We start from the raw sequence: 19,293 nt of genomic DNA on the forward strand, positions 1-19,293 counted from the left end.
GTCAGGCTCGCCTCCGCCGCCACGGGGTCAGGACGTACTGGAGGGCCACCAGCAGGGCGTCCGCGACCACGGCGAGCAGGAGCGTGAGGACCACGCCCACGATCACCGGGGTCGGGAAGTCGCGCTGGAAGCCGTCGGTGAAGAGCTGGCCGAGGCCGCCGTCGCCGATGTAGGTGGCGACCGAGACCAGGGAGATGGACATGACGGTCGCGATCCGCACGCCGGCCATGATCACCGGGAGCGCGAGGGGGAGTTCGACGGTGAGGAGCGTGCGCAGGGGGCGCGTGCCCATCGCCTTCGCGGCCTCCTTGGTCTTCGCGGGGACCGAGTCGAGTCCCTCGACGGTGTTCCGCAGCAGGACGACCAGGGTGTAGACGGTCAGGCCGATCACGGTCGTGGTGCGGGTCAGGCCGCTGACCGGCAGCAGGAGTACGAAGATCGCGATGGACGGGATCGTGAACAGGACGTTCGAGAGCCCGAGCAGGAAGCCGCGCAGGGGGCGGATCCGGTGGGCGACCACCGCGAGGGGCAGCGAGATCAGCAGGCCGAAGAAGACGGCGCTCAGGGCTGCCTGGAGGTGGGAGACCGTGAGGGTGGTCAGGTCGTCGGTGTGGCCGGATATCCACGACCAGTCGATGGTCATGCGGCCACCCGGGCTTCCGAGTGGGCGCGGCCCGCGTGCCGGTGGATGTCGTCGCGGGAGGTGACACCGGTCAGGACGCCGTCGGCGTCGACGCGGGCGACCAGGCCGGTGGGGGAGGCGAGGGACTCGTCGAGGGCGGCGAGCAGGGAGTCGCCGTCCCTGAGCGGCCGTACGGGGACCTCGGTCACCTGCGAGGCCCAGTGGAGGGGCTTGCCCGCCTCGTCGAGTACGAGGGCCCAGGTGTCCCCCTCCGGTGCCGGGCCCTGCGGGACCTCCCCCAGCGTCTTCAGCGAGAGCAGCTTCAGGCCGCGCTCGGCGCCGAGGAAGTCGGCCACGAAGTCGTCGGCCGGGCGTGCGAGGAGTTCGGCGGGCGGGGCGCACTGGACGAGGTGACCGCCGGTGCGGAAGACCGCGATGCGGTCGCCGAGGCGGACGGCCTCGTCGATGTCGTGGGTGACGAAGACGATGGTCTTGTTCAACTCCTTCTGGAGCCGCAGCAGTTCGTCCTGGAGCTGGGTGCGTACCACCGGGTCGACCGCGCCGAACGGCTCGTCCATGAGAAGGACCGGCGGGTCGGCGGCGAGCGCGCGGGCCACCCCGACGCGCTGCTGCTGGCCGCCGGAGAGCTGGTGCGGGTAGCGCTTGCCGGCCTCGGCGGTCAGGCCGACGGTCTCCAGCAGTTCCGCCGCCCGGGCCCGGGCCTTCCTGCGGCCGTGGCCGAGCAGGAGCGGGACGGTGGCGATGTTGTCCAGCACCGTGCGGTGCGGGAAGAGGCCGGACTGCTGGATGACATAGCCGATGGAGCGGCGCAGTTCGGCCGCGTCCTGGTCGGTGACGTCCTTGCCGCCGACCCTGATGGTGCCGGAGGTCGGTTCGACCATCCGGTTGATCATTCTGAGGGTGGTCGTCTTGCCGCAACCGGAGGATCCGACGAGGACGGTCACGCCGCCTTCCGGCATGTCGAGGGTGAGATCGTGCACTGCTGTCGTGCCGTTGGGGAAGCGCTTGTGGACCGTGTCGAACTGGATCATGAGATGTCCCTTGCCCGGCTGTATAACGTCATGCAGAGTTCTCGGTAGCTGAATAGGTTGTCAACGGTTCGGTGTTAATCCGAGGTAACGGATGACCGCCAGGCAAGATCAGATGTCCGCTTGAGGGGAGTTTGAGCTAGATGTCGTCTCGGATCGTGGACGCGTCGGATCCCGTCGCGGTCGGGCACACCGGTCTGGTGGTCCTCGACGGGATCGCACTCGACGTCGCGGACGTGGTCCGCCTCGCCGACGGGAGCGCGCGGCCGGTCCCCGGGACCGACGCGATGAAGCGCGTCACGGAGTCCTGGGACGCCGCCCGCCAGATCGCCGCGACCGGACGCGTCTACGGCCGCTCGACCGGCGTCGGCGCGAACCGGAACGAGGACGTGCCCACCGAGGCGGCCGCCGAACACGGGCTGCGGCTGCTGCGCAGCCACGCCGGCGCGATCGGCGAGGAACTCCCGGCCCGGCAGGTCCGGGCGATGCTCGCGGTCCGCGCCAACCAACTCCTGGCGGGCGGCGCCGGACTGCGGCCGACCGTCGTCACGGCCCTGTGCGAGGCCCTGGAGAACGGCGCGTACCCGGTCGTCAACGAGTTCGGCTCGGTGGGAACCGGGGACATCGCGGCACTGGCCCAGGTGGGGCTGGCGCTGGCGGGGGAGCATCCCTGGAGGGAGGCCGGCGCCCCCGAGCCCCAGCTCCTCGACAACAACGACGCCCTCGCCTTCATCAGCAGCAACGCCCTCACGCTCGCCCAGGCCGCCCTCGCGTTGCACGAGTTGCGCGGGCTCGTCGAAGCCACGCAGGTTGTCGGGGCGCTGTCGCTGCTGGCCGTGGACGGGTCGCACGAGGCGTACGCCGCTCCCGTGCACGCGGCCCGGCCGCACCGCGGGTCCGTCGAAGTGGCCCGGCGGATGCGGAAGTTGATCGGGGCGGAGGACCGGCCCACCCCACCGCTGGGCCGCATCCAGGACCCGTACGGCTTCCGGTGCCTGCCCCAGATCCACGGGCCCGCCCACGACGCGGCCGACGCCCTGGAGGAGGTCCTCGCGATCGAGATCAACGCGGCCGCCGAGAACCCCCTCATCTGTCCCGAGGACATGGCCGCCTACCACCACGGCGGCTTCTACCAGGCCCAACTCGCCCTCGCCCTGGACCACTTCAGGCTGGCCCTCACCCAGGTCGCCCGCCTGTCCACGTCCCGGCTCTCCACGCTCAACGAACCTGCCTTCACCCGCCTCAGGCCCTTCCTCGCCGACCCGGAGCCCGCCTCCTCCGGCGTGATGATCCTGGAGTACGCCGCCGGAGCCGCCCTCGGCGATCTGCGGGCCTTCTCCGCGCCCGCCTCGCTCGGCCACGCTGTACTCTCCCGGGGCGTCGAGGAACAGGCCAGCTTCGCCTCGCTCGCCGCCCGTCAGACACTGCGCGCGTGCGGCGCGTACCGTCTCGTCGTCGGCTGCGAACTCGTCGCCGCCGTACGGGCGCTGCGCCAGCGCGACCTCCGGCCCGACCCGGACCTCCCGGTGGGCCGCGCGCTGGAACTCGCCGAGGCGGTGCTCGAAGAGGACCCGGCCGACCGGCCGCTCACGGGCGACGTGACGGCGGCGGCCGCGCTGCTCGACCGGTTCACGGACATCTGGAGGGGGATCGAGGCATGAGCGACATGGGCGGGGCGATGGGCGGGGCGGGTGTGACGGACACGCCCGCGGGACGGCTTCAGGCACTGTTCGAGGGGCACCGGCTCACGCCGACCCAGCGGCGCATCGCGCACAGCATGGTGCGGCGGGCCGCCGACGTGCCGTTCCTGTCCAGCGTGGAGCTGGCCGAACTGGCCGGGGTCAGCCAGCCCTCCGTCACCCGCTTCGCCGTCGCCCTCGGCTTCGACGGCTACCCCGCCCTGCGCCGGCACCTGCGCGAGGTCGCGCCCGCCGAACAGACCGTGGCCTCCGCGTCGTACAACGAGTACCAGCAGGCCGTCGAGGCCGAGATCGAGAACCTCAGGCATCTGGCGGAGGTCCTCGCCGACCCCCGCCCGGTGCAGAGGGCCGGGCGGCTGCTAGCCGCCTCCCGCCCGCTGCCGGTGCTCGGGCTGCGGGCCGCCGCCTCGCAGGCGTACGGCTTCGCGTACTTCGCCGCCAAGGTCCATCCGGACGTACGGCTGCTCAACGAGGGCGGCACGATGATCCACGACCGGATCGACGCCGCCGTCCGCGCGGGCGCCTCGGCCCTGCTGTGCTTCGCGCTGCCCCGGCATCCCCGCGAGGTCGTCGACACCCTCGCCTACGCCAAGGAGACGGGCCTGAGCGTCGTCACGGTCGCCGACTCCGCCTTCGCCCCGGTCGCCAAGGTCTCCGACCTGCTGCTGCCCGCCGCCGTCGGCACCGGCCTCGCCTTCGACACCGCCTGCGCGCCCATGCTGCTCGGCCGGGTGCTGCTGGAGGCGATGTGCGACGACCTGCCGGACGCACAGGCCCGGCTGGAGGAGTTCGACGCGCGGGCCGCTTCCCGCGGACTCTTCGTCGAGTAGGGCGTTTTTTCACACTCGTCTCACGTTCGCTCGCTACTCTCCCCGACCGGCAGGACTGTGCCAGGACGACGAGGAGGCGGGACGTGGCACGCGCAGATCGCAGGGTTCAGGGGCTGGCTCGGGTGGCCGTCGTCGTGCGCGCCGGGGCGGCGCCCCTGTGGTGGCTCGGAGCGTTCGCGGCGGGCGTCGGGCTGCTGATCCCGGGCCTGACCGGGCGCCGGATCGGGGTGATGGCGGGCGCGGCGCTGTTCATCGTCGCGGTCGCCGTGGTGTCGTACGGCCGCCGCAAGCGGTACACGGCACTGGGGCGGGCGGCCGCTCGCGCGGGCCGGCACGACGTGCTCCAGGACCGTGCGGTCAGTGTGCGCAACTGGCGCCGCGGGCACCGCTGGTGGCTGCTGCTGGCCTGGCTGGTCGCGCTGGCGAGTTCGTTCGCGGTGCCCGTCGCGGGCGGCATGCTGCTCGCCGGATGCGGTACGGGCCTGAGGCTCAAGGCCGCGTGGCTCGGGCGGCGCGAGCGGGCGGAGGACGCACTGCTGTGGGTGCGGGTCGACTGGCTCGCCGCCAACGGCGGACGCCCGGCCGGCAAGGCGGTCAAGGCGTACCGCAGCACGGGTATCGCGGCGGGCGACGCGGCCCCGGGAGGAGCGCGCCGCCGCACCGCGGCACTCGTCTAGTTGCGGTAGTTCCGGTGCTCCCGGGTCACACCTCCAGGTCGTTCTCGATCTGCCTGAGCTGGTGGCGGGCCATCGCGAGGTTGGACCGCTTGGCGTCCAGGACCAGGTAGAGGAAGAGGCCGTTGCCACCGCGTCCGCTGATCAGGCGGATCAGGTGGTACTGGTCGGACAGGGTGATCAGGATGTCCTCGATCTGGGCCTTGAGGCCGAGGTGCTCCATCGTGCGCATCTTCGCGCGGACCACGTCGGTGTTGCCGGCGGCGGCCACGTTCAGGTCGAAGGTCTTGCTGCCGCCCATGGTGCCGAGCGCCATGCCGCTGGTGTAGTCGACGAGCGCGACGCCGGTCGCGCCCTCGATGGAGGCGAGAGCCTCTTTCAGCGCGGTTTCGGTGTTGGCCATGACTGTGTCTCCTCGGTTCTCTAACTTTCGGTGGTGGTGGTGCGGGCCGCCGTCGGTGCGGTGGCCGCGGCGCGTGGGTCCTCGGGCTTGGCCCGGGATGTGCGAGCCGCTCTGGCACGTGCCGGAGCGGGCTTCGCGGGCGCCTTCGTGATGGCTTCGGTGTGCTCGGCGGCCGCGTCGCCGACGAGCTCTGCGATCCGGGCGCCCGCACGGCGGCCCTCCAGGTGGAGGCGGCCGACGTTGACCCGGTCCTGCGCGAGCAGCGTGACGACGGCCCCGGCGCCCGCCGGGTAGGTGGCGACGTAGCCGTACACGCCCCGCACGAGCAGTTCGCGCAGGTCCCCCTGGCCGGTCCCGTCGGTCAGCCGGGCGGCGAGCGCCCGGGTGGCCCCGGTGAGCGCGGCGACGGTCTCCGGATCGACGCCCGGGGTGTCCTGGGCCAGGACGAGACCGTCGGTGTCGGCCGCGAGGGCGCCCGTGAGCTGCGGCACCCTGGCTCTGAGCCGGCGCAGCTCCGCCAGGATCGCGTCCTGAGCTGCTGCCATCAGGTCTCTCCTCTCGGCGCGGATCCGCTGCCGTTCAAAGGGCCTCCAGCGCATCCCTGAGCCTCTTCAGCAAGGTGACGTGGGGATCGACGGGCTCGACGGGTCCGACGAGGGAACCGTCGCCCGGCGGTCCGGGCCGAGGCTCGGTGAAGGACACCGGCGGGCGGGGCGCGACCACTCCGGCCGCCACCAGTCGCCGTATGTCCACCAGGGTGTGGAAGGCCGGGCGGCCCAGTTCGCGTGCGATCTCCGACGCCGTGCGGATGCCGTCGACGCGGGCCAGCACCGCCAGTCGCCGGGCCGGGAGCGGCGGGGGCGCGGGGCGGTGCTCCCGGGTCAGCGGCACCTCGTCCGGCAGCGCGTCGGGCCAGATGCGGTGCAGCAGGTCGCGGCGGCGCAGGGTCTCGCGCTCCAGGTCGGCGACCGGGACGGGACGCGGGACACCGGGGGTGTCGTCGGGTTCCCGGGGCACGCCGGCGGGCTCGTCCGGTCCGTCCTCGGTGCCGTAGCGGAAGCGGCCGGGGGTGCTGCTCGGGGCGAGCGCGAAGTAGGCCGCGTCGTACAGCGCGGTCAGCCGGCACAGCTCCAGGGCACCCGCGGTGAGCAGTCCGCCCGCGACCAGCCTGCGGCCCGCCCGGTGCACGGCCTCGGCGCCGGTGAGGCGGCGGGCCCCGGTGCCGGCGCCGCCGGTGCTCGCGACGCTCTCGGCCAGGGCCTGCCGCCAGATGTCGGCGTCCAGCGTGCCGTGGGCGGCGAGGAGGACGTCGGCCCCGGGGGCGGCCGGGCTCTCGGCGTGCACCACCTTGCCGTCGGCGAGGTGCAGGGTGCCGCGCTCGCGCACCAGGACTCCGGTGGCGCGCTCGGCGGCCAGCCGGGTCAGCATCGGCGAGACACCGCCCCAGCCGCGGTCCAGGGCGGACGCCTTGTCGCGCACCGGCAGCCGGGGCGGCGGAGTGGCGGGCGTGGTTCTGACGGCCGTCATCCGAGCTCCAGCCGTCCGGCCATCTCACCGAGCCGGATCCGGGCCAGTGCGAGGTTGCCCTCCGCGCGGGCCAGCCACAGGTGCAGGAACACACTGCTGTCGAAGGACGTCGGCACGAACCGCAGGACGTGGTAACTGTCCCGGTTGCTGAGGATCAGGTCCTCGACCGGTGGGTCCGGCTCCGGCCCGGTGGCCCCCGCCTCAGCGGCCGGGGAACTCCCGGAGGCGAAGGCGCGCTGCTCGGCGGCGAGCCGGGCGAGCTCGGCGGCCTCCGCGGCGGCCGCCTCCTGGTCGCCGCCGGGGGCTTCCCCCACGGCCCCCAGGGCCAGCCCGCTGATCCAGTCGACCAGCGCGGCCCCCCGCGCACCCGGCAGTCGCATGGCTTCCAGCAGGCACTCGTCGATTCCCTGCACCGTGGCTCCCCTCCCGCCTGGGGTTCGGCTGAGTGACGCCGAAACTACGCAACGTGTGCGCGACGGGTGAGGAATCTGGCATTTTCCGGTGGAACATGCTCCGGGTGGCTAGAGTGGGTCAACTTGCCTTGCTCAAGGGGGCATTGATCAGCCCATCCGCCGGGCGCGTGTCAACTGCTCCCGGGTGCGCGGAGGGTGGTGAGCACACCGGCGTGCTCCCCTCCGGATTCGGCCACGATCGAGGCGAGCGTCTGGGGGTCCCGCACGGTCGCGAAGCGGATGCCTCCCGCATGGTCGGGGGCGAAGCCGTAAATGCCCGGCCGGGCCAGCGAGTTGTACGCGTAGTGGTGCGCGAAGTAGTACGCGCCCGTGTCCAGCGCCGCCGCGTAGTCCCCCTGGTCGAGCAACGGCAGCGCACGCCCCTCGGCGAGCAGGTCGCCCGCGAAACACGCCGGACCGGCGACGTCCTGCACCACCTGGGGCCCGCTCTTGGGCCGCCCCTTGCCGTCGTACGCCGCGATCCTCAGCGGCCACGACCCCGGTACGTACACCGTCCGCGTCGCCACCTGCACGCCCGCGTGCGTCACCGCGACCGGCCGCCCGCCCGCGCTCTTGGCGTACTCCACCCGCGCCACGATCGTGCCGTGCTTGGCCAGCAGCGACCGGCCGAACTCGGTGACCAGCCCGTACCGCCCGTCGAACAGCCCCGGCACCGCTTCTTTGAGCGTGCGCGCGTACTGCGTGTACGTCGGTGTCGTCACGTCCGAGGCGAAGTTCACCGGCAGCCCCCCGCCGATGTCGATCGTGTCGATCTGCGGCCGCCCGATCCGCCGGTTGATCTCCTCGGCGAGCCCGTACGTCTGCGCGACACCCTCGGTCATCAGGGAGAGCGGGATGCCCTGCGAGCCGGTGTGCGCGTGCAGCCGGGAAAGCCAGGGCCGGTCGAGATAGGCGCGCACGACCCACTCGCGCGCCCCCTCGTCCCGCAGTGCCACCCCGAACTTCGAGGTCGCCGTGGCCGTGGAGGTCGCCCCGATGGAGCCGCCGCCGACCTGCGGGTTGACCCGGATGCCGAGCGGCGAGCGGCTGACCGCGGACCGCATGAGGCCGTCGATGCGGTCCAGCTCCTGCGGGTTGTCCGCGTTGACGGCGATCCCCAGCGCCAGCGCCTCCCTGAGCTCGGCCGGCGTCTTGGCGGGCGAGTCCAGGACGGTCCGGTCCGGCGACAGCCCCGCCGCCCGCGCCAGTGCGAGTTCGCCCGGGCTCGCCACCTCCGCGCCGATACCCTCCTCGCGCAGCAGCCGCAGCACGGGCACCAGCGGGGTCGCCTTCACCGCGAACGCGTGCAGCACCGGCGTGCCCGGCGCGGTGACCTCGTCGAAGGCCGCGCGGAGCTCCGCCGCCGACTCCCGGATGCCGGTGACGTCGAGCAGCCCGACGATGGGGGAGTCCGGCCCCAGCAGACCCTGCTGCACCGCCGCCCGCACCGCCTCGTCCCGGCGGGCGGCCCGTCCTTCGCCGGTGTTGCCGTACTCGTCCATCACGTCCCCGTCCATCACGTCCCCGTCCTGCTCGTCACCCGCGCCTTGGATGTCCAGCCAAACATCCCCGTCCTGCCGACACTGACGCGAGAACGTATTGACTAGTTCTATTCAGAAAGCCAGGATGTGAATATCGACAGTCCGCAGCAGAGGCCCCAGGAGGCAGACCATGGCAGGACCCCGCCCCGTCCGAGCGCCGCGCGGTACGGAACTGAGCGCCCTGGGATGGCAGCAGGAGGCCGCCCTGCGGATGCTCCAGAACAACCTGGACCCCGAGGTAGCCGAACACCCCGACAAGCTCGTCGTCTACGGCGGCACCGGCAAGGCCGCCCGTGACTGGCGCTCCTTCGACGCCATGGTCCGCACCCTGCGCACCCTCAAGCAGGACGAGACCATGCTGGTCCAGTCCGGCCGCCCCGTCGGCGTCATGCAGACCCACGAGTGGGCCCCGCGCGTCCTGATCGCCAACTCCAACCTGGTCGGTGACTGGGCCAACTGGGAGGAGTTCCGCCGCCTGGAGGCCCTCGGCCTGACCATGTACGGCCAGATGACCGCCGGTTCCTGGATCTACATCGGCACCCAGGGCATCCTCCAGGGCACCTACGAGACCTTCTCCGCGGTCGCCGCCAAGAAGTTCGGCGGCACCCTGGCCGGGACCATCACCCTCACCGCCGGCCTCGGCGGCATGGGCGGCGCCCAGCCCCTCGCGGTCACCATGAACGACGGCGTCGCGATCTGCATCGACTGCGACCCGCGCGCCATCGAGCGCCGCATCGAGCACCGCTACCTGGACGTGAAGGCCGACTCCCTGGAGCACGCCCTCCAGCTCGCCGTCGAGGCCCGCGACGCCCGCCGCCCGCTCTCCATCGGCCTCCTGGGCAACGCGGCCGAACTGCTCCCGCGCATGCTCGCCGAGGGCGCCCCCATCGACATCGTCACCGACCAGACCTCCGCGCACGACCCGCTGGCGTATCTGCCGGTGGGTGTCGCCTTCGAGGACATGGCTGACGCCGCCGCCAAGGACCCGGCGGGCTTCACCACCCGGGCCCGCGAGTCGATGGCCCGCCATGTCGAGGCCATGGTCGGCTTCATGGACGCCGGCGCCGAGGTCTTCGACTACGGCAACTCGATCCGGGGCGAGGCACAACTCGCCGGGTACGGGAGGGCGTTCGACTTCCCCGGGTTCGTCCCCGCCTACATCCGGCCGCTGTTCTGCGAGGGCAAGGGCCCCTTCCGCTGGGCCGCGCTGTCCGGTGAGGCGTCCGACATCGCCAAGACCGACAAGGCGATCCTGGAACTGTTCCCCGAGGCTGAGTCCATTCACAACGCGTCCCTCGCCCGCTGGATCAAGATGGCGGGAGAGCGGGTCCACTTCCAGGGCCTGCCCGCGCGCATCTGCTGGCTCGGCTACGGCGAGCGCGACAAGGCCGGCGAGCGCTTCAACGACATGGTGGCGAGCGGAGAACTGGTGGCACCGCTGGCCATCGGACGGGATCACCTCGACGCCGGGTCCGTCGCCTCCCCGTACCGGGAGACCGAGGCCATGCTCGACGGCTCCGACGCGATCGCCGACTGGCCGCTGCTGAACGCCATGGTCAACGTGGCATCGGGCGCGTCCTGGGTGTCGATCCACCACGGGGGCGGCGTGGGCATGGGCCGGTCCATCCACGCCGGGCAGGTGACGGTGGCCGACGGCACCGAGCTGGGCGGGGAGAAGGTCCGGCGCGTGCTGACCAACGACCCCGGCATGGGCGTCATCCGGCACGTGGACGCCGGATACGACATCGCGGAGTCCGTCGCCGACGAGCGGGGCGTGCGCGTGCCGATGCGTGAGGGTGAGGGCGCGTGACGGTGGGCGCCGACTCCGGAACGGCTCGCTCTCCCGGCACCTCCTCCTTTCAGGAGATGTGGCGCGAGCTGCTCCCCATCGGCCGGCACCCCGGCTCGCACGGCTACCGCCGGTTCGCCTGGACCGGGGCCGACACCGAGTGCCGGGCCTGGTTCAAGGAGCAGGCCGAAGCCCGCGGGCTGACCTACGAGGTCGACCGGAACGGCAACCAGTGGGCCTGGCTCGGCGACCCCGACCGGGGGGACGCCGTCGTCACCGGGTCGCACCTGGACTCCGTACCCGACGGGGGCGCCTTCGACGGACCCCTCGGAGTCGTGTCCTCCTTCGCCGCGCTCGACGAACTCCGGGCGCGGCGGGCCGAGTTCGCCAAGCCCCTCGCCCTCGTCAACTTCGGTGACGAGGAGGGCGCCCGCTTCGGGCTCGCCTGCGTCGGGTCCCGCCTCACCGCCGGGCAGCTCACCGTCGAGCAGGCGCACCTGCTGACCGACGGGGACGGCGTCACGCTCCCGCGGGCCATGGAGGCCGCCGGACACGACCCCGACGGCATCGGTGCCGACCCGGAGCGGCTCGCCCGCATCGGCGCCTTCGTCGAGCTGCACGTCGAGCAGGGCAGGGCGCTGGACCTCTCCGGCGACCGGGTCGGCATCGCGAGCGCCATCTGGCCGCACGGTCGCTGGCGGTTCGACTTCCGGGGCGAGGCCAACCACGCCGGCACCACCCGCCTCGTGGACCGGCGCGACCCCATGCTGTCGTACGCCGAGACCGTGCTCGCGGCCCGCCGGGAGGCCGAACTCGCCGGTGCCGTCGCCACCTTCGGCAAGATCGCCGTCGAGCCGAACGGCGTCAACGCCGTCCCCTCCCTGGTGCGCGGCTGGCTCGACTCCCGCGCCGCCGACCAGGAGAGCCTCGACCAGGTGGTCGGCGGCATCGAGAAGGCGGCCAGGGAGTACGCGCAGGCGCACGGCATCGCTCTCGACGTGGTCCGGGAGTCCTTCACCCCTGTCGTCGAGTTCGACCACGCCCTGCGCGACGAACTCGCCCGCATCCTGGGCACCGACACCGATCTCAAGGTGCCCGTCCTGGGAACCGGCGCCGGACACGACGCCGGGATCCTCTCCGGGCACATCCCGACCGCCATGCTGTTCGTGCGCAACCCCACCGGCGTCTCGCACTCCCCGGCCGAGTTCGCCGCCGAGGACGACTGCGTGGCCGGAGTCCTCGCGCTCGCCGACGTACTGGAAGGGCTGGCCTGCAGGTGACAGCGAAGACGTACTGGCTGGAGCACGCCTGGCTCGGCACCCATGTCGAGCCGGGCGTGGCCGTGACGGTGTCGACCAGCGGCTCCGCCGCGGGGGCGGACGGCCGGATCGCCTCCGTCCGCACGGACACCGACACCCCGCCCCCCGGCGCCGAGATCCTGCGCGGACTGACCCTGCCGGGCCTGGCCAACGCCCACTCGCACGCCTTCCACCGGGCCCTGCGCGGCACCGTCCAGGTCGGCTCCGGAACCTTCTGGACCTGGCGCGAGGTCATGTACGCCACCGCCGGCCGGCTCACCCCGGACACCTACCGCGACCTCGCCCGTGCCGTGTACGCGGAGATGGCGCTGGCCGGTGTCACGGCGGTCGGCGAGTTCCACTACCTGCACCACGCCCCCGGCGGCACCCCCTACGCCGACCCCAACGCCATGGGCGAGGCGCTGATCGAGGCCGCCGCCGACGCCGGCATCCGCATCACCCTCCTCGACACCGCCTATCTCTCCGCCGGCTTCGGGCAGCCGCCCAACACCCACCAGTTGCGCTTCTCCGACGGCAGCGCGCGGGCCTGGGCCGAACGCTGTTCAGTTCTCAAGGACCGGGATCACGCGAGGATCGGTGCGGCGATCCACTCCGTACGGGCCGTGCCCGCCGACCAGTTGGCGACCGTGGCACGCTGGGCCGAGGAGCGGCGGGCCCCGCTCCACGTGCACCTGTCCGAGCAGACCGCCGAGAACGAGGCGTGCCGTGCCGCCCACGGGTGCACGCCCACCGAACTGCTCGCCGAGCACGGTGTCCTCGGGCCGCGCACCACCGGCGTCCACAACACCCACCTCACCGACGAGGACATCGCCCTGATCGGCGGCAGCGGCACCGGCACCTGCATGTGCCCGACCACCGAGCGGGACCTCGCCGACGGCATCGGGCCGGCCGTGGCCCTCCAGAGGGCGGGCTCACCGCTGTCCCTCGGCTCCGACAGTCACGCAGTCATCGACCTGCTCGAAGAGGCACGCGCGATGGAGCTCGACGAGCGCCTGCGCACCCGCACACGAGGTCACTGGACGGCGGCGGCCCTCCTGCGGGCGGCCTCGGCGGACGGCCACGCGGCCCTCGGCTGGGACGGCGCGGGCACCCTGGAGCCCGGTGCGCTCGCCGACTTCACCACCATCGCCCTCGACTCGGTCAGGACGGCAGGGCCGCCTCCGCGGCTCGGGGCCGAGACGGCCGTATTCGCCGCGTCGGCAGCAGACGTGTCGCACACGGTGGTGGGAGGTCGGCACGTCGTGCGGGACGGGGTCCACGCGCTGGTGCCGGATGTGCCGCAAGCCCTCGCGGACGCCGTCGCGGCGCTGCACGGATGACACCGGGCCGCCCGCCCCCACGACGGCCCGCCCCCGAACCCGCCCCCACCGCCGACCAGGCCACCGAGGACGCCATGAGCAACGCGACGACCGTCAGCCCCGCCCACTCCGCGAGCACCGCAAGCACGCTCATCACCAACATCGCCGCCCTGGTCACCAACGACCCCTCCCTCGGTGACAGATCTCCCCTCGGACTGATCCAGGACGCGGCCGTCGTCATCGAGGGCGACCGCGTCGTGTGGACCGGTGATCAAAGCAAAGCACCCGCCACTGACAATCGGGTCGACGCGGGCGGCCGGGCGGTCCTGCCCGGTTTCGTCGACTCCCACAGCCACCTCGTCTTCGCGGGCGATCGCACGCAGGAGTTCAACGCCCGCATGTCGGGGCGGGCCTACAGCGCGGGCGGCATCCGTACGACGGTCGCCGCGACCCGCGCCGCCACGGACGCCGAACTGGAGGCGAACCTCACCCGCTACCTCGCCGAGGCCCTCCGCCAGGGCACGACCACCTTCGAGACCAAGTCCGGCTACGGCCTCACGGTCGAGGACGAGGCGAGGGCCCTGCGTATCGCCGCCGCCCACACCGACGAGGTCACCTACCTCGGTGCCCACATCGTGTCGCCCGACTACGCACACGACCCGGCGGCCTACGTCTCCCTGGTCACCGGCGAGATGCTCGACGCCTGCGCCCCGTACGCCCGTTGGATCGACGTCTTCTGCGAGAAGGGCGCCTTCGACGGCGACCAGGCCCGCGCCATCCTCACGGCCGGCAAGGCGAGGGGCCTGCACCCCCGCGTCCACGCCAACCAGCTCTCCCACGGCCCCGGCGTCCAGCTGGCCGTCGAGGTCGACGCGGCCAGCGCCGACCACTGCACCCACCTCACCGCCGAGGACGTGGACGCCCTGGCGAACAGCCGTACGGTCGCCACGCTCCTGCCCGGCGCCGAGTTCTCCACGCGCGCCCAGTGGCCCAACGCCCGCCGCCTGCTGGACGCGGGCGTCACCGTCGCCCTGTCCACGGACTGCAACCCGGGCTCCTCCTTCACGTCCTCGGTCCCGTTCTGCATCGCCCTCGCGGTACGCGACATGCGGATGACCCCGGACGAGGCCGTCTGGTCGGCCACGGCGGGCGGAGCGGCCGCACTCCGCCGCGACGACATCGGCCGCCTCACCCCGGGCGCCCAAGCCGACCTGATCCTCCTGGACGCCCCGAGCCATGTGCACCTGGCCTACCGGCCGGGGGTGCCGCTGGTCAGCGGGGTCTGGCGGCGCGGCACGCGCGTGCTCTGACGGCAGCCGCCGCTACGCCGGTCCCGCCCGCCACCGCTGCTCCGCGCCCCCGGTCAGCGGCTCCAGCGAGAGCCCGGCCCCGCCCCCCGGTGTCATCCCCGTGGCGATGGCGATCGCCGGGCGGATCACCCCGTCGGGGTCGACCGTGAAGCGCAGGTTGTCGCCGTTGTCGCCCTCGACCGAGTCGCAGGACCAGATGCCGAGGCCCTTGTCGACGTCGCCGCGGCTGTCGAGGCAGAAATCGGGTTCGGCGTACGACTGGAGGACACCTCGGGCGGTGTCGACGCGCCAGCGCTGGGAGCCGGCCGAGGTGCAGGGGGCCGTGACGACGTCAGTGCCCTCGGAGAAGTCGCCGTGGACGTCCAGACAGCGTCCCGTGGAGACGTTGACCACCTGGGCGTAGGAGCCGCCCGGCGCGCGGAAGGGCGGCGGACTCGCCCGGCGGGGCGGTGCCGAGCTCTTCGTGGGGGAGGGGGACGGCGGCCTGGTCGACGGGGAGGGGGACGGCGAGGGCGAGACCGTCGTCGTCACCGTCACCTGCGGTGGGCCGGGCAGCACCACGCCCGCCGAGGCCGAGACCGAAGCCGAGGCCGACGCGCCTGCCGGAGAGTCGCCCTCCTGCGGCACCAGGAACAGCAACAGCGGCACCAGAGCCACCCCCAGCGCCGCCGAGGCCAGGACGAGCCGACGCGGCCGCGGCCAGGTGCCGGACGGCGTACGGGACCCCGCCCGCGGTCGTTCCTGCGGCTCGGGCGCGCTCCGCGCCGCGTACGCCGTCCCGCCCCACGGCAGCAGACCCTCCGTCAGGGCCGCCCGCGGAGTGTCCCGCAGCGCGCACAGCTCCTCGTGGGCCGCCGTGCAGTGCGGGCAGTGGGCCATGTGGGCGTGCAAATCGGCGCTGACGCGGGGGCTGTCCGGTCGTACGGACTCCTCGATGAGGCGGTGGAAGTCCGCGCACCGGGGGTCGTCCGAGGCCGCCAGGCGCAGTCTCAGGCACGTGCGGGCCAGGGAGTGCAGGGCCCCCTCCGTGCCGTGGACCACGTCCGCGCGGGTGAGACCCAGGTGGTCGGCGGTGCGGTGCTCCGGCTCGCCCTCCACCAGGCCGTACCAGACGAGGCCCTGGGTGCGGGCCGGCAGCGACTCGAAGGCGGCGAGCATGGGCGGCACCGGGCCCGCCGGCCCCGCCGTGTTCAGGAGCAGCAGGACGCCCGGGTCCAGGCCCGCCGCCCGGTCGTCCCCCGCCCACGCAGCCGCCGACCGGGCCGTCAGCAGCAGGAGCCGGTGGCGCCACGGGACGCCGGGGTCGACCCCGCGGGCGGTCTCCCGGGCGGCGAGGGTGAAGGTCTGCGCGGCCAGCTGCCGGGCGGCGCTCTCCCCGGCCGTGCAGAGGCGGGCGTAGGCCAGCACCGAGGACTGGTGGCGGGCGCGGAGCTCCACCAGGGCCGCGTACGCCGTGGCCGTGTCGGCGCGCAGCAGCTCCGTGAGCCGGGCGTCGGACGCCCCGTCGGGGCGAGTCATGCGCACCCTCCTCCTGACGTACCGGCCAGTCTGTGAGGGACCATAGTGAGGGAAGCGCACCGTTGGGGAAAGGGTTTCGCCGAGTAACCGCGAGGGGCCCCGCACGCCCGGTGCCCGGTGCCCGGTGTCCCACCGGACACCGGGCACACGCGCAGGTCAGTGGTCCCGCCGCGTCACTCCTCGACGGTCAGCGCCTTGCGCAGTCGTACCAGAGTCCGCGACAGCAGCCGCGAGACATGCATCTGCGAGATCCCGAGCTCGTCGCCGATCTCCGACTGGGTCATGCCCGCGACGAAGCGCAGCGAGAGGATCTGGCGGTCCCGGGAGGGAAGTGCGGCGATCAGCGGCTTCAGGGACTCGACGTACTCGATGCCCTCGAGCCCGTGGTCCTCGTAACCGATCCGGTCGGACAGCGCGCTTTCGGAGTCGTCCTCCTCCGGCTGGGCGTCCAGCGAGGCGGCGGTGTACGCGTTGGACGCCGCCATGCCCTCGACGACCTGCTCCCTGGAGAGACCGAGACGTTCGGCGAGCTCGCCCACGGTGGGGGCGCGGTCGAGCTTCTGGGCCAGCTCGTCGCCGGCCTTGGCCAGGTCGAGCCGGAGTTCCTGGAGGCGGCGCGGGACCCGCACCGACCAGGACGTGTCGCGGAAGAAGCGCTTGATCTCGCCGACGATGGTTGGCATCGCGAAGGTGGGGAACTCCACACCCCGGCTGAGTTCGAAGCGGTCGATCGCCTTGATCAGGCCGATGGTGCCGACCTGGATGATGTCCTCCATCGGCTCACTGCGGGAGCGGAACCGGGAGGCGGCGAACTTGACCAGGGCGAGGTTCAGTTCGACGAGCGTGTTGCGGACGTACGAGTATTCGTACGTGCCCTCCTCCAGCGACTCCAGCCGTGCGAAGAGGGTCTTGGAGAGCGCTCGCGCGTCCACGGCCCCCACCTCTTCGAAGGGCGGGATGTCCGGGAGCCCGGCGAGCACATCGTCCTCGCCGTCCTGCTCGATGGGATTCAGATGTTCCGGTGGGGATGCCGACGTCGCCTGATGGGTATGCGAGGCGTCGAGCCGGGGTGACATGATGTCCTCCATCGTTCTCGGCATATGGCTGCCGAAGCCAGTTCGTGCACTGCGGTGTGCGGCGCCTCCAAAGCCGGCCGTGTCGAGTACGTGTCTGTACTAGCCCTACCCGGTTTCCCGGCACGACCGCAAGTGTGTTCCGTGTGGTTATGTCCGTTTGTGTGTGATTGTTCGGGTGTCGGAGGGTGTGGAGAAGGCGTAGTGTTCGATGGCGTCATCAGCAGCCACGACGTCGGGAGAGAGAGACGGCATGGACCGCGGGACGGTCGGCAGCGCACAGTCTGGCCGGCTTCTGGTTGAGGTGCGGCAAGAGGGCTCCAGTGCCGTCGTGACTCCAGCAGGTGAGTTGGATCACCACACGGCCGATTTGTTGCGTGAGCCACTCGAGGAGTGCCTCGCCAAGGGGAAGAGCCGGCTTGTCGTCGACTGCACACGGCTGGAGTTCTGTGACTCCACCGGACTGAATGTGCTGCTGGGGGCACGGCTGAAGGCCGAGGCGGCAGGGGGTGCCGTACATCTTGCGGGCATGCTGCCGGTCGTGGCACGGGTCTTCGAGATCACGGGGGCCGACGCGGTCTTCACCGTGCACGACACGCTGGAGGAGGCCCTGGCCGACGAGCCCGGTGACTGAGGCGGCGACTCGGGTGGCGGCCCCGGTGGCCCCGCTCATGCCCCGTTCGTCCCCTCCGGCCGGTGTCCACCGGGTGTCACACCCCTTATGGCGGACATACGTCCCGAATGGAGGGGTGTTCTACCCGTCCGCCCGGGCAGGAGACATCCGTACTGACTGTTCGGTGAGCGACCATGCAGCGACGTTTTGAATCGTGAACCGGTGAATCGGTGAGGTGAAGCGCTGATGAGCACCACCCGGCCCTACTCGCCGGGCGACCGTGACCCGGAGCCCGGCGTGGAGCCTGGCGGCGAAGCAGAGGTGCCGACGGGACGCCAGGTCCGCCGGCTGAGCTTCGAGGGGCAGAGCGGGGTCGTCCCGCTCGCGCGCGACTTCACCCGGCAGGCGCTGTACGCGTGGGGGTGGCTGCCGGCGGCGTCCGCGGACCAGCGGGCCGCCGCGGAGGACGTGCTGCTGGTCGTCTCGGAGCTGGTGACGAACGCGTGTCTTCATGCGGAGGGCCCGGACCAGCTCTGGATCTCCTGCGACAACAAGGTGATCCGGCTCGAGGTCTCGGACCGCGGGACCGGTCAGCCGGCGCCGCGCACTCCGCACCGGGCGGGACGGCCCGGCGGGCACGGCATGTTCATCGTGCAGCGCCTCTGCCTCGACTGGGGAGTGGTACGGGCTCCCGGGATGACCGGCAAGACCGTGTGGGCGGAGCTCGGCGCACCCGCCTAGCCGCCTTCCGGCGCTCTCCCGCGGGTGTCCCCACAGTTCCGCCACTTACTTTCTCTTCCTTCCTCCGGTGCCCCGGCGTACCTTGACGGCCGATCTGATGTGCCGTCAGGAACGAGTAAGGGGAGCGGAACCGTGTCGTACCCGAAACGAACCGCCGCGCTCGCGTCCGTCGCGGCTCTGGCCGGCTCGGCGGTGCTGATGGCCGCCCCCGCTGCCCGTGCCGCGGTCGTGAACGTCAACTACCAGTGCAAGACGCCGATCGGTGACAAGAGCGCCGTCTCGCCCATCGACATCAAGGGCGTCAAGAGCGGCAGCGGCTACCGGCTCACCATGTCCTGGCAGAAGGGCGTCTCCTCCAGCCCGGTCGACCTCGGCAAGGGCGCGATGAATCCGAGCGCGACCATCAAGCTGGGCGGGGCGGACAGCGGGACCGTGAACGTGACCGGGCCCGCCAACCAGGCCGTGGTCCCCGCCAACACCCCCATCAAGATCAACGACCTGACCGGGACGTACACCCCGAAGAAGTCCGGCAAGGTCACCTTCACACCGGGTGTGCTCACCATCAAGGCACTCGGTACGACGACCACCTGCACGCCGACCAACAGCCCCGGCGCCGCGCTGACCCTGGACGTCACCGCCGCCTCGGGCTCCTCGGGCGGCACCCGGAGCGACAGCGGCGGCGACGAGAGTGCCGCACTCCCGCAGACCGGCCCCGAGGACTCGGCGATCGCCCTCGGCACGCTCGGCGGCACGGTGCTGCTCGCCGGCGCGGCGGGCACGCTGTGGCTGACCCGGCGCCACCAGGCCGCCCGCGTACGCCGCTGAGCGGTCTCT

The 19,293-nt window shown here is 72.5% G+C and carries 19 protein-coding genes; 10 read left to right on the forward strand and 9 right to left on the reverse strand.

Going from position 1 to position 19,293, the window contains the following annotated elements:
• Position 1: 1 nt before the first annotated feature.
• A complete protein-coding gene (locus ACIRP7_RS04945; RefSeq protein WP_266518422.1) occupies positions 2–643 on the reverse strand; it encodes an ABC transporter permease in 642 nt (213 codons plus the stop codon).
• The gene (locus ACIRP7_RS04950) at positions 640–1,674 is read right to left on the reverse strand and encodes an ABC transporter ATP-binding protein (protein WP_403654023.1); all 1,035 of its coding nucleotides are present in this window, start codon (positions 1,672–1,674) and stop codon (positions 640–642) included. The genes ACIRP7_RS04945 and ACIRP7_RS04950 overlap by 4 nt, the downstream gene beginning before the upstream one ends.
• Positions 1,675–1,814: 140 nt before the next feature.
• On the opposite strand from ACIRP7_RS04950, the gene ACIRP7_RS04955 reads away from it, so the two are divergent.
• The 3 genes from ACIRP7_RS04955 to ACIRP7_RS04965 all read left to right on the forward strand — a co-directional run bounded on the left by ACIRP7_RS04955 (position 1,815) and on the right by ACIRP7_RS04965 (position 4,878).
• Positions 1,815–3,332 carry an aromatic amino acid ammonia-lyase gene (locus ACIRP7_RS04955; protein WP_403654029.1) on the forward strand — a complete coding sequence of 506 codons (1,518 nt, stop codon included), beginning with the start codon at positions 1,815–1,817 and terminating at the stop codon, positions 3,330–3,332.
• Positions 3,333–3,337: 5 nt separating this feature from the next.
• Entirely contained in the window at positions 3,338–4,201 is an 864-nt protein-coding gene (locus tag ACIRP7_RS04960; RefSeq protein ID WP_403654268.1) for a MurR/RpiR family transcriptional regulator, read from the forward strand.
• A gap of 83 nt (positions 4,202–4,284) precedes the next feature.
• Positions 4,285–4,878: a hypothetical protein gene (locus ACIRP7_RS04965; RefSeq protein ID WP_403654033.1), complete on the forward strand. Its 594-nt coding sequence runs from the start codon at positions 4,285–4,287 to the stop codon at positions 4,876–4,878.
• A 25-nt stretch (positions 4,879–4,903) separates the two neighbouring features.
• Here ACIRP7_RS04965 and ACIRP7_RS04970 read toward each other — a convergent pair whose 3' ends face one another.
• The 5 genes from ACIRP7_RS04970 to ACIRP7_RS04990 form a co-directional block, all read right to left on the reverse strand.
• Positions 4,904–5,278, reverse strand: a complete 375-nt coding sequence (locus ACIRP7_RS04970) for a hypothetical protein (protein ID WP_057611596.1) — start codon at positions 5,276–5,278, stop codon at positions 4,904–4,906.
• A 20-nt stretch (positions 5,279–5,298) separates the two neighbouring features.
• Positions 5,299–5,823, reverse strand: a complete 525-nt coding sequence (locus ACIRP7_RS04975; RefSeq protein WP_403654036.1) for a roadblock/LC7 domain-containing protein — start codon at positions 5,821–5,823, stop codon at positions 5,299–5,301.
• 34 nt (positions 5,824–5,857) lie between these two features.
• The gene (locus ACIRP7_RS04980; RefSeq protein ID WP_403654039.1) at positions 5,858–6,805 is read right to left on the reverse strand and encodes a hypothetical protein; all 948 of its coding nucleotides are present in this window, start codon (positions 6,803–6,805) and stop codon (positions 5,858–5,860) included.
• Positions 6,802–7,218, reverse strand: a complete 417-nt coding sequence (locus ACIRP7_RS04985) for a hypothetical protein (RefSeq protein ID WP_403654042.1) — start codon at positions 7,216–7,218, stop codon at positions 6,802–6,804. Before ACIRP7_RS04985 ends, ACIRP7_RS04980 begins: the two co-directional genes overlap by 4 nt.
• A gap of 170 nt (positions 7,219–7,388) precedes the next feature.
• Positions 7,389–8,774 (reverse strand): diaminopimelate decarboxylase, encoded by a 1,386-nt coding sequence (locus ACIRP7_RS04990; RefSeq protein WP_403654270.1) that lies wholly within the window; start codon positions 8,772–8,774, stop codon positions 7,389–7,391.
• 154 nt (positions 8,775–8,928) lie between these two features.
• On the opposite strand from ACIRP7_RS04990, the gene hutU reads away from it, so the two are divergent.
• Genes hutU through hutI form a run of 4 tightly spaced genes read left to right on the forward strand, consistent with a single transcriptional unit; the run spans position 8,929 to position 14,514 of the window.
• Entirely contained in the window at positions 8,929–10,608 is a 1,680-nt protein-coding gene (gene hutU, locus ACIRP7_RS04995; protein WP_403654045.1) for a urocanate hydratase, read from the forward strand.
• 56 nt (positions 10,609–10,664) lie between these two features.
• Positions 10,665–11,867, forward strand: a complete 1,203-nt coding sequence (locus ACIRP7_RS05000) for an allantoate amidohydrolase (RefSeq protein ID WP_403654272.1) — start codon at positions 10,665–10,667, stop codon at positions 11,865–11,867.
• Positions 11,864–13,225, forward strand: coding sequence for a formimidoylglutamate deiminase (locus ACIRP7_RS05005; RefSeq protein WP_403654048.1), 1,362 nt, complete (start codon positions 11,864–11,866; stop codon positions 13,223–13,225). Before ACIRP7_RS05000 ends, ACIRP7_RS05005 begins: the two co-directional genes overlap by 4 nt.
• The gene (hutI, locus tag ACIRP7_RS05010) at positions 13,222–14,514 is read left to right on the forward strand and encodes an imidazolonepropionase (RefSeq protein WP_403654051.1); all 1,293 of its coding nucleotides are present in this window, start codon (positions 13,222–13,224) and stop codon (positions 14,512–14,514) included. The genes ACIRP7_RS05005 and hutI overlap by 4 nt, the downstream gene beginning before the upstream one ends.
• A gap of 12 nt (positions 14,515–14,526) precedes the next feature.
• On the opposite strand, the gene ACIRP7_RS05015 is transcribed toward hutI, so the two are convergent.
• Together ACIRP7_RS05015 and ACIRP7_RS05020 are read right to left on the reverse strand one after the other, a co-directional pair.
• Positions 14,527–16,032: a ricin-type beta-trefoil lectin domain protein gene (locus tag ACIRP7_RS05015; protein WP_403654054.1), complete on the reverse strand. Its 1,506-nt coding sequence runs from the start codon at positions 16,030–16,032 to the stop codon at positions 14,527–14,529.
• A 173-nt stretch (positions 16,033–16,205) separates the two neighbouring features.
• The gene (locus ACIRP7_RS05020; protein WP_403654057.1) at positions 16,206–17,120 is read right to left on the reverse strand and encodes an RNA polymerase sigma factor SigF; all 915 of its coding nucleotides are present in this window, start codon (positions 17,118–17,120) and stop codon (positions 16,206–16,208) included.
• 238 nt (positions 17,121–17,358) lie between these two features.
• Here ACIRP7_RS05020 and ACIRP7_RS05025 point away from each other — a divergent pair, with 238 nt between their 5' ends.
• From ACIRP7_RS05025 to ACIRP7_RS05035, 3 genes are all read left to right on the forward strand, one after another.
• On the forward strand, positions 17,359–17,739 hold the full coding sequence (locus ACIRP7_RS05025; RefSeq protein WP_352388188.1) for an STAS domain-containing protein: 381 nt from the start codon (positions 17,359–17,361) through the stop codon (positions 17,737–17,739).
• A 225-nt stretch (positions 17,740–17,964) separates the two neighbouring features.
• Positions 17,965–18,459, forward strand: coding sequence for an ATP-binding protein (locus tag ACIRP7_RS05030; protein WP_403654060.1), 495 nt, complete (start codon positions 17,965–17,967; stop codon positions 18,457–18,459).
• 132 nt (positions 18,460–18,591) lie between these two features.
• The gene (locus tag ACIRP7_RS05035) at positions 18,592–19,284 is read left to right on the forward strand and encodes an LPXTG cell wall anchor domain-containing protein (RefSeq protein WP_403654063.1); all 693 of its coding nucleotides are present in this window, start codon (positions 18,592–18,594) and stop codon (positions 19,282–19,284) included.
• Positions 19,285–19,293 lie beyond the last annotated feature (9 nt).

This window comes from Streptomyces sp. NPDC102270, from assembly GCF_044766405.1.
In the GTDB taxonomy this organism is placed as follows: domain Bacteria; phylum Actinomycetota; class Actinomycetes; order Streptomycetales; family Streptomycetaceae; genus Streptomyces.

Excerpts from the sequence above, each read along its gene's own strand:
- ACIRP7_RS04945 (WP_266518422.1), bottom strand. The coding sequence starts at position 643 with ATGACCATCGACTGGTCGTGGATATCCGGCCACACCGACGACCTGACC.
- ACIRP7_RS04950 (WP_403654023.1), bottom strand. The coding sequence starts at position 1,674 with ATGATCCAGTTCGACACGGTCCACAAGCGCTTCCCCAACGGCACGACA.
- ACIRP7_RS04955 (WP_403654029.1), top strand. The coding sequence starts at position 1,815 with ATGTCGTCTCGGATCGTGGACGCGTCGGATCCCGTCGCGGTCGGGCAC.
- ACIRP7_RS04960 (WP_403654268.1), top strand. The coding sequence starts at position 3,338 with ATGGGCGGGGCGATGGGCGGGGCGGGTGTGACGGACACGCCCGCGGGA.
- ACIRP7_RS04970 (WP_057611596.1), bottom strand. The coding sequence starts at position 5,278 with ATGGCCAACACCGAAACCGCGCTGAAAGAGGCTCTCGCCTCCATCGAG.
- ACIRP7_RS04975 (WP_403654036.1), bottom strand. The coding sequence starts at position 5,823 with ATGGCAGCAGCTCAGGACGCGATCCTGGCGGAGCTGCGCCGGCTCAGA.
- ACIRP7_RS04980 (WP_403654039.1), bottom strand. The coding sequence starts at position 6,805 with ATGACGGCCGTCAGAACCACGCCCGCCACTCCGCCGCCCCGGCTGCCG.
- ACIRP7_RS04990 (WP_403654270.1), bottom strand. The coding sequence starts at position 8,774 with ATGGACGGGGACGTGATGGACGAGTACGGCAACACCGGCGAAGGACGG.
- hutU (WP_403654045.1), top strand. The coding sequence starts at position 8,929 with ATGGCAGGACCCCGCCCCGTCCGAGCGCCGCGCGGTACGGAACTGAGC.
- ACIRP7_RS05000 (WP_403654272.1), top strand. The coding sequence starts at position 10,665 with ATGTGGCGCGAGCTGCTCCCCATCGGCCGGCACCCCGGCTCGCACGGC.
- hutI (WP_403654051.1), top strand. The coding sequence starts at position 13,222 with ATGACACCGGGCCGCCCGCCCCCACGACGGCCCGCCCCCGAACCCGCC.
- ACIRP7_RS05015 (WP_403654054.1), bottom strand. The coding sequence starts at position 16,032 with ATGACTCGCCCCGACGGGGCGTCCGACGCCCGGCTCACGGAGCTGCTG.
- ACIRP7_RS05020 (WP_403654057.1), bottom strand. The coding sequence starts at position 17,120 with ATGGAGGACATCATGTCACCCCGGCTCGACGCCTCGCATACCCATCAG.
- ACIRP7_RS05025 (WP_352388188.1), top strand. The coding sequence starts at position 17,359 with ATGGACCGCGGGACGGTCGGCAGCGCACAGTCTGGCCGGCTTCTGGTT.
- ACIRP7_RS05030 (WP_403654060.1), top strand. The coding sequence starts at position 17,965 with ATGAGCACCACCCGGCCCTACTCGCCGGGCGACCGTGACCCGGAGCCC.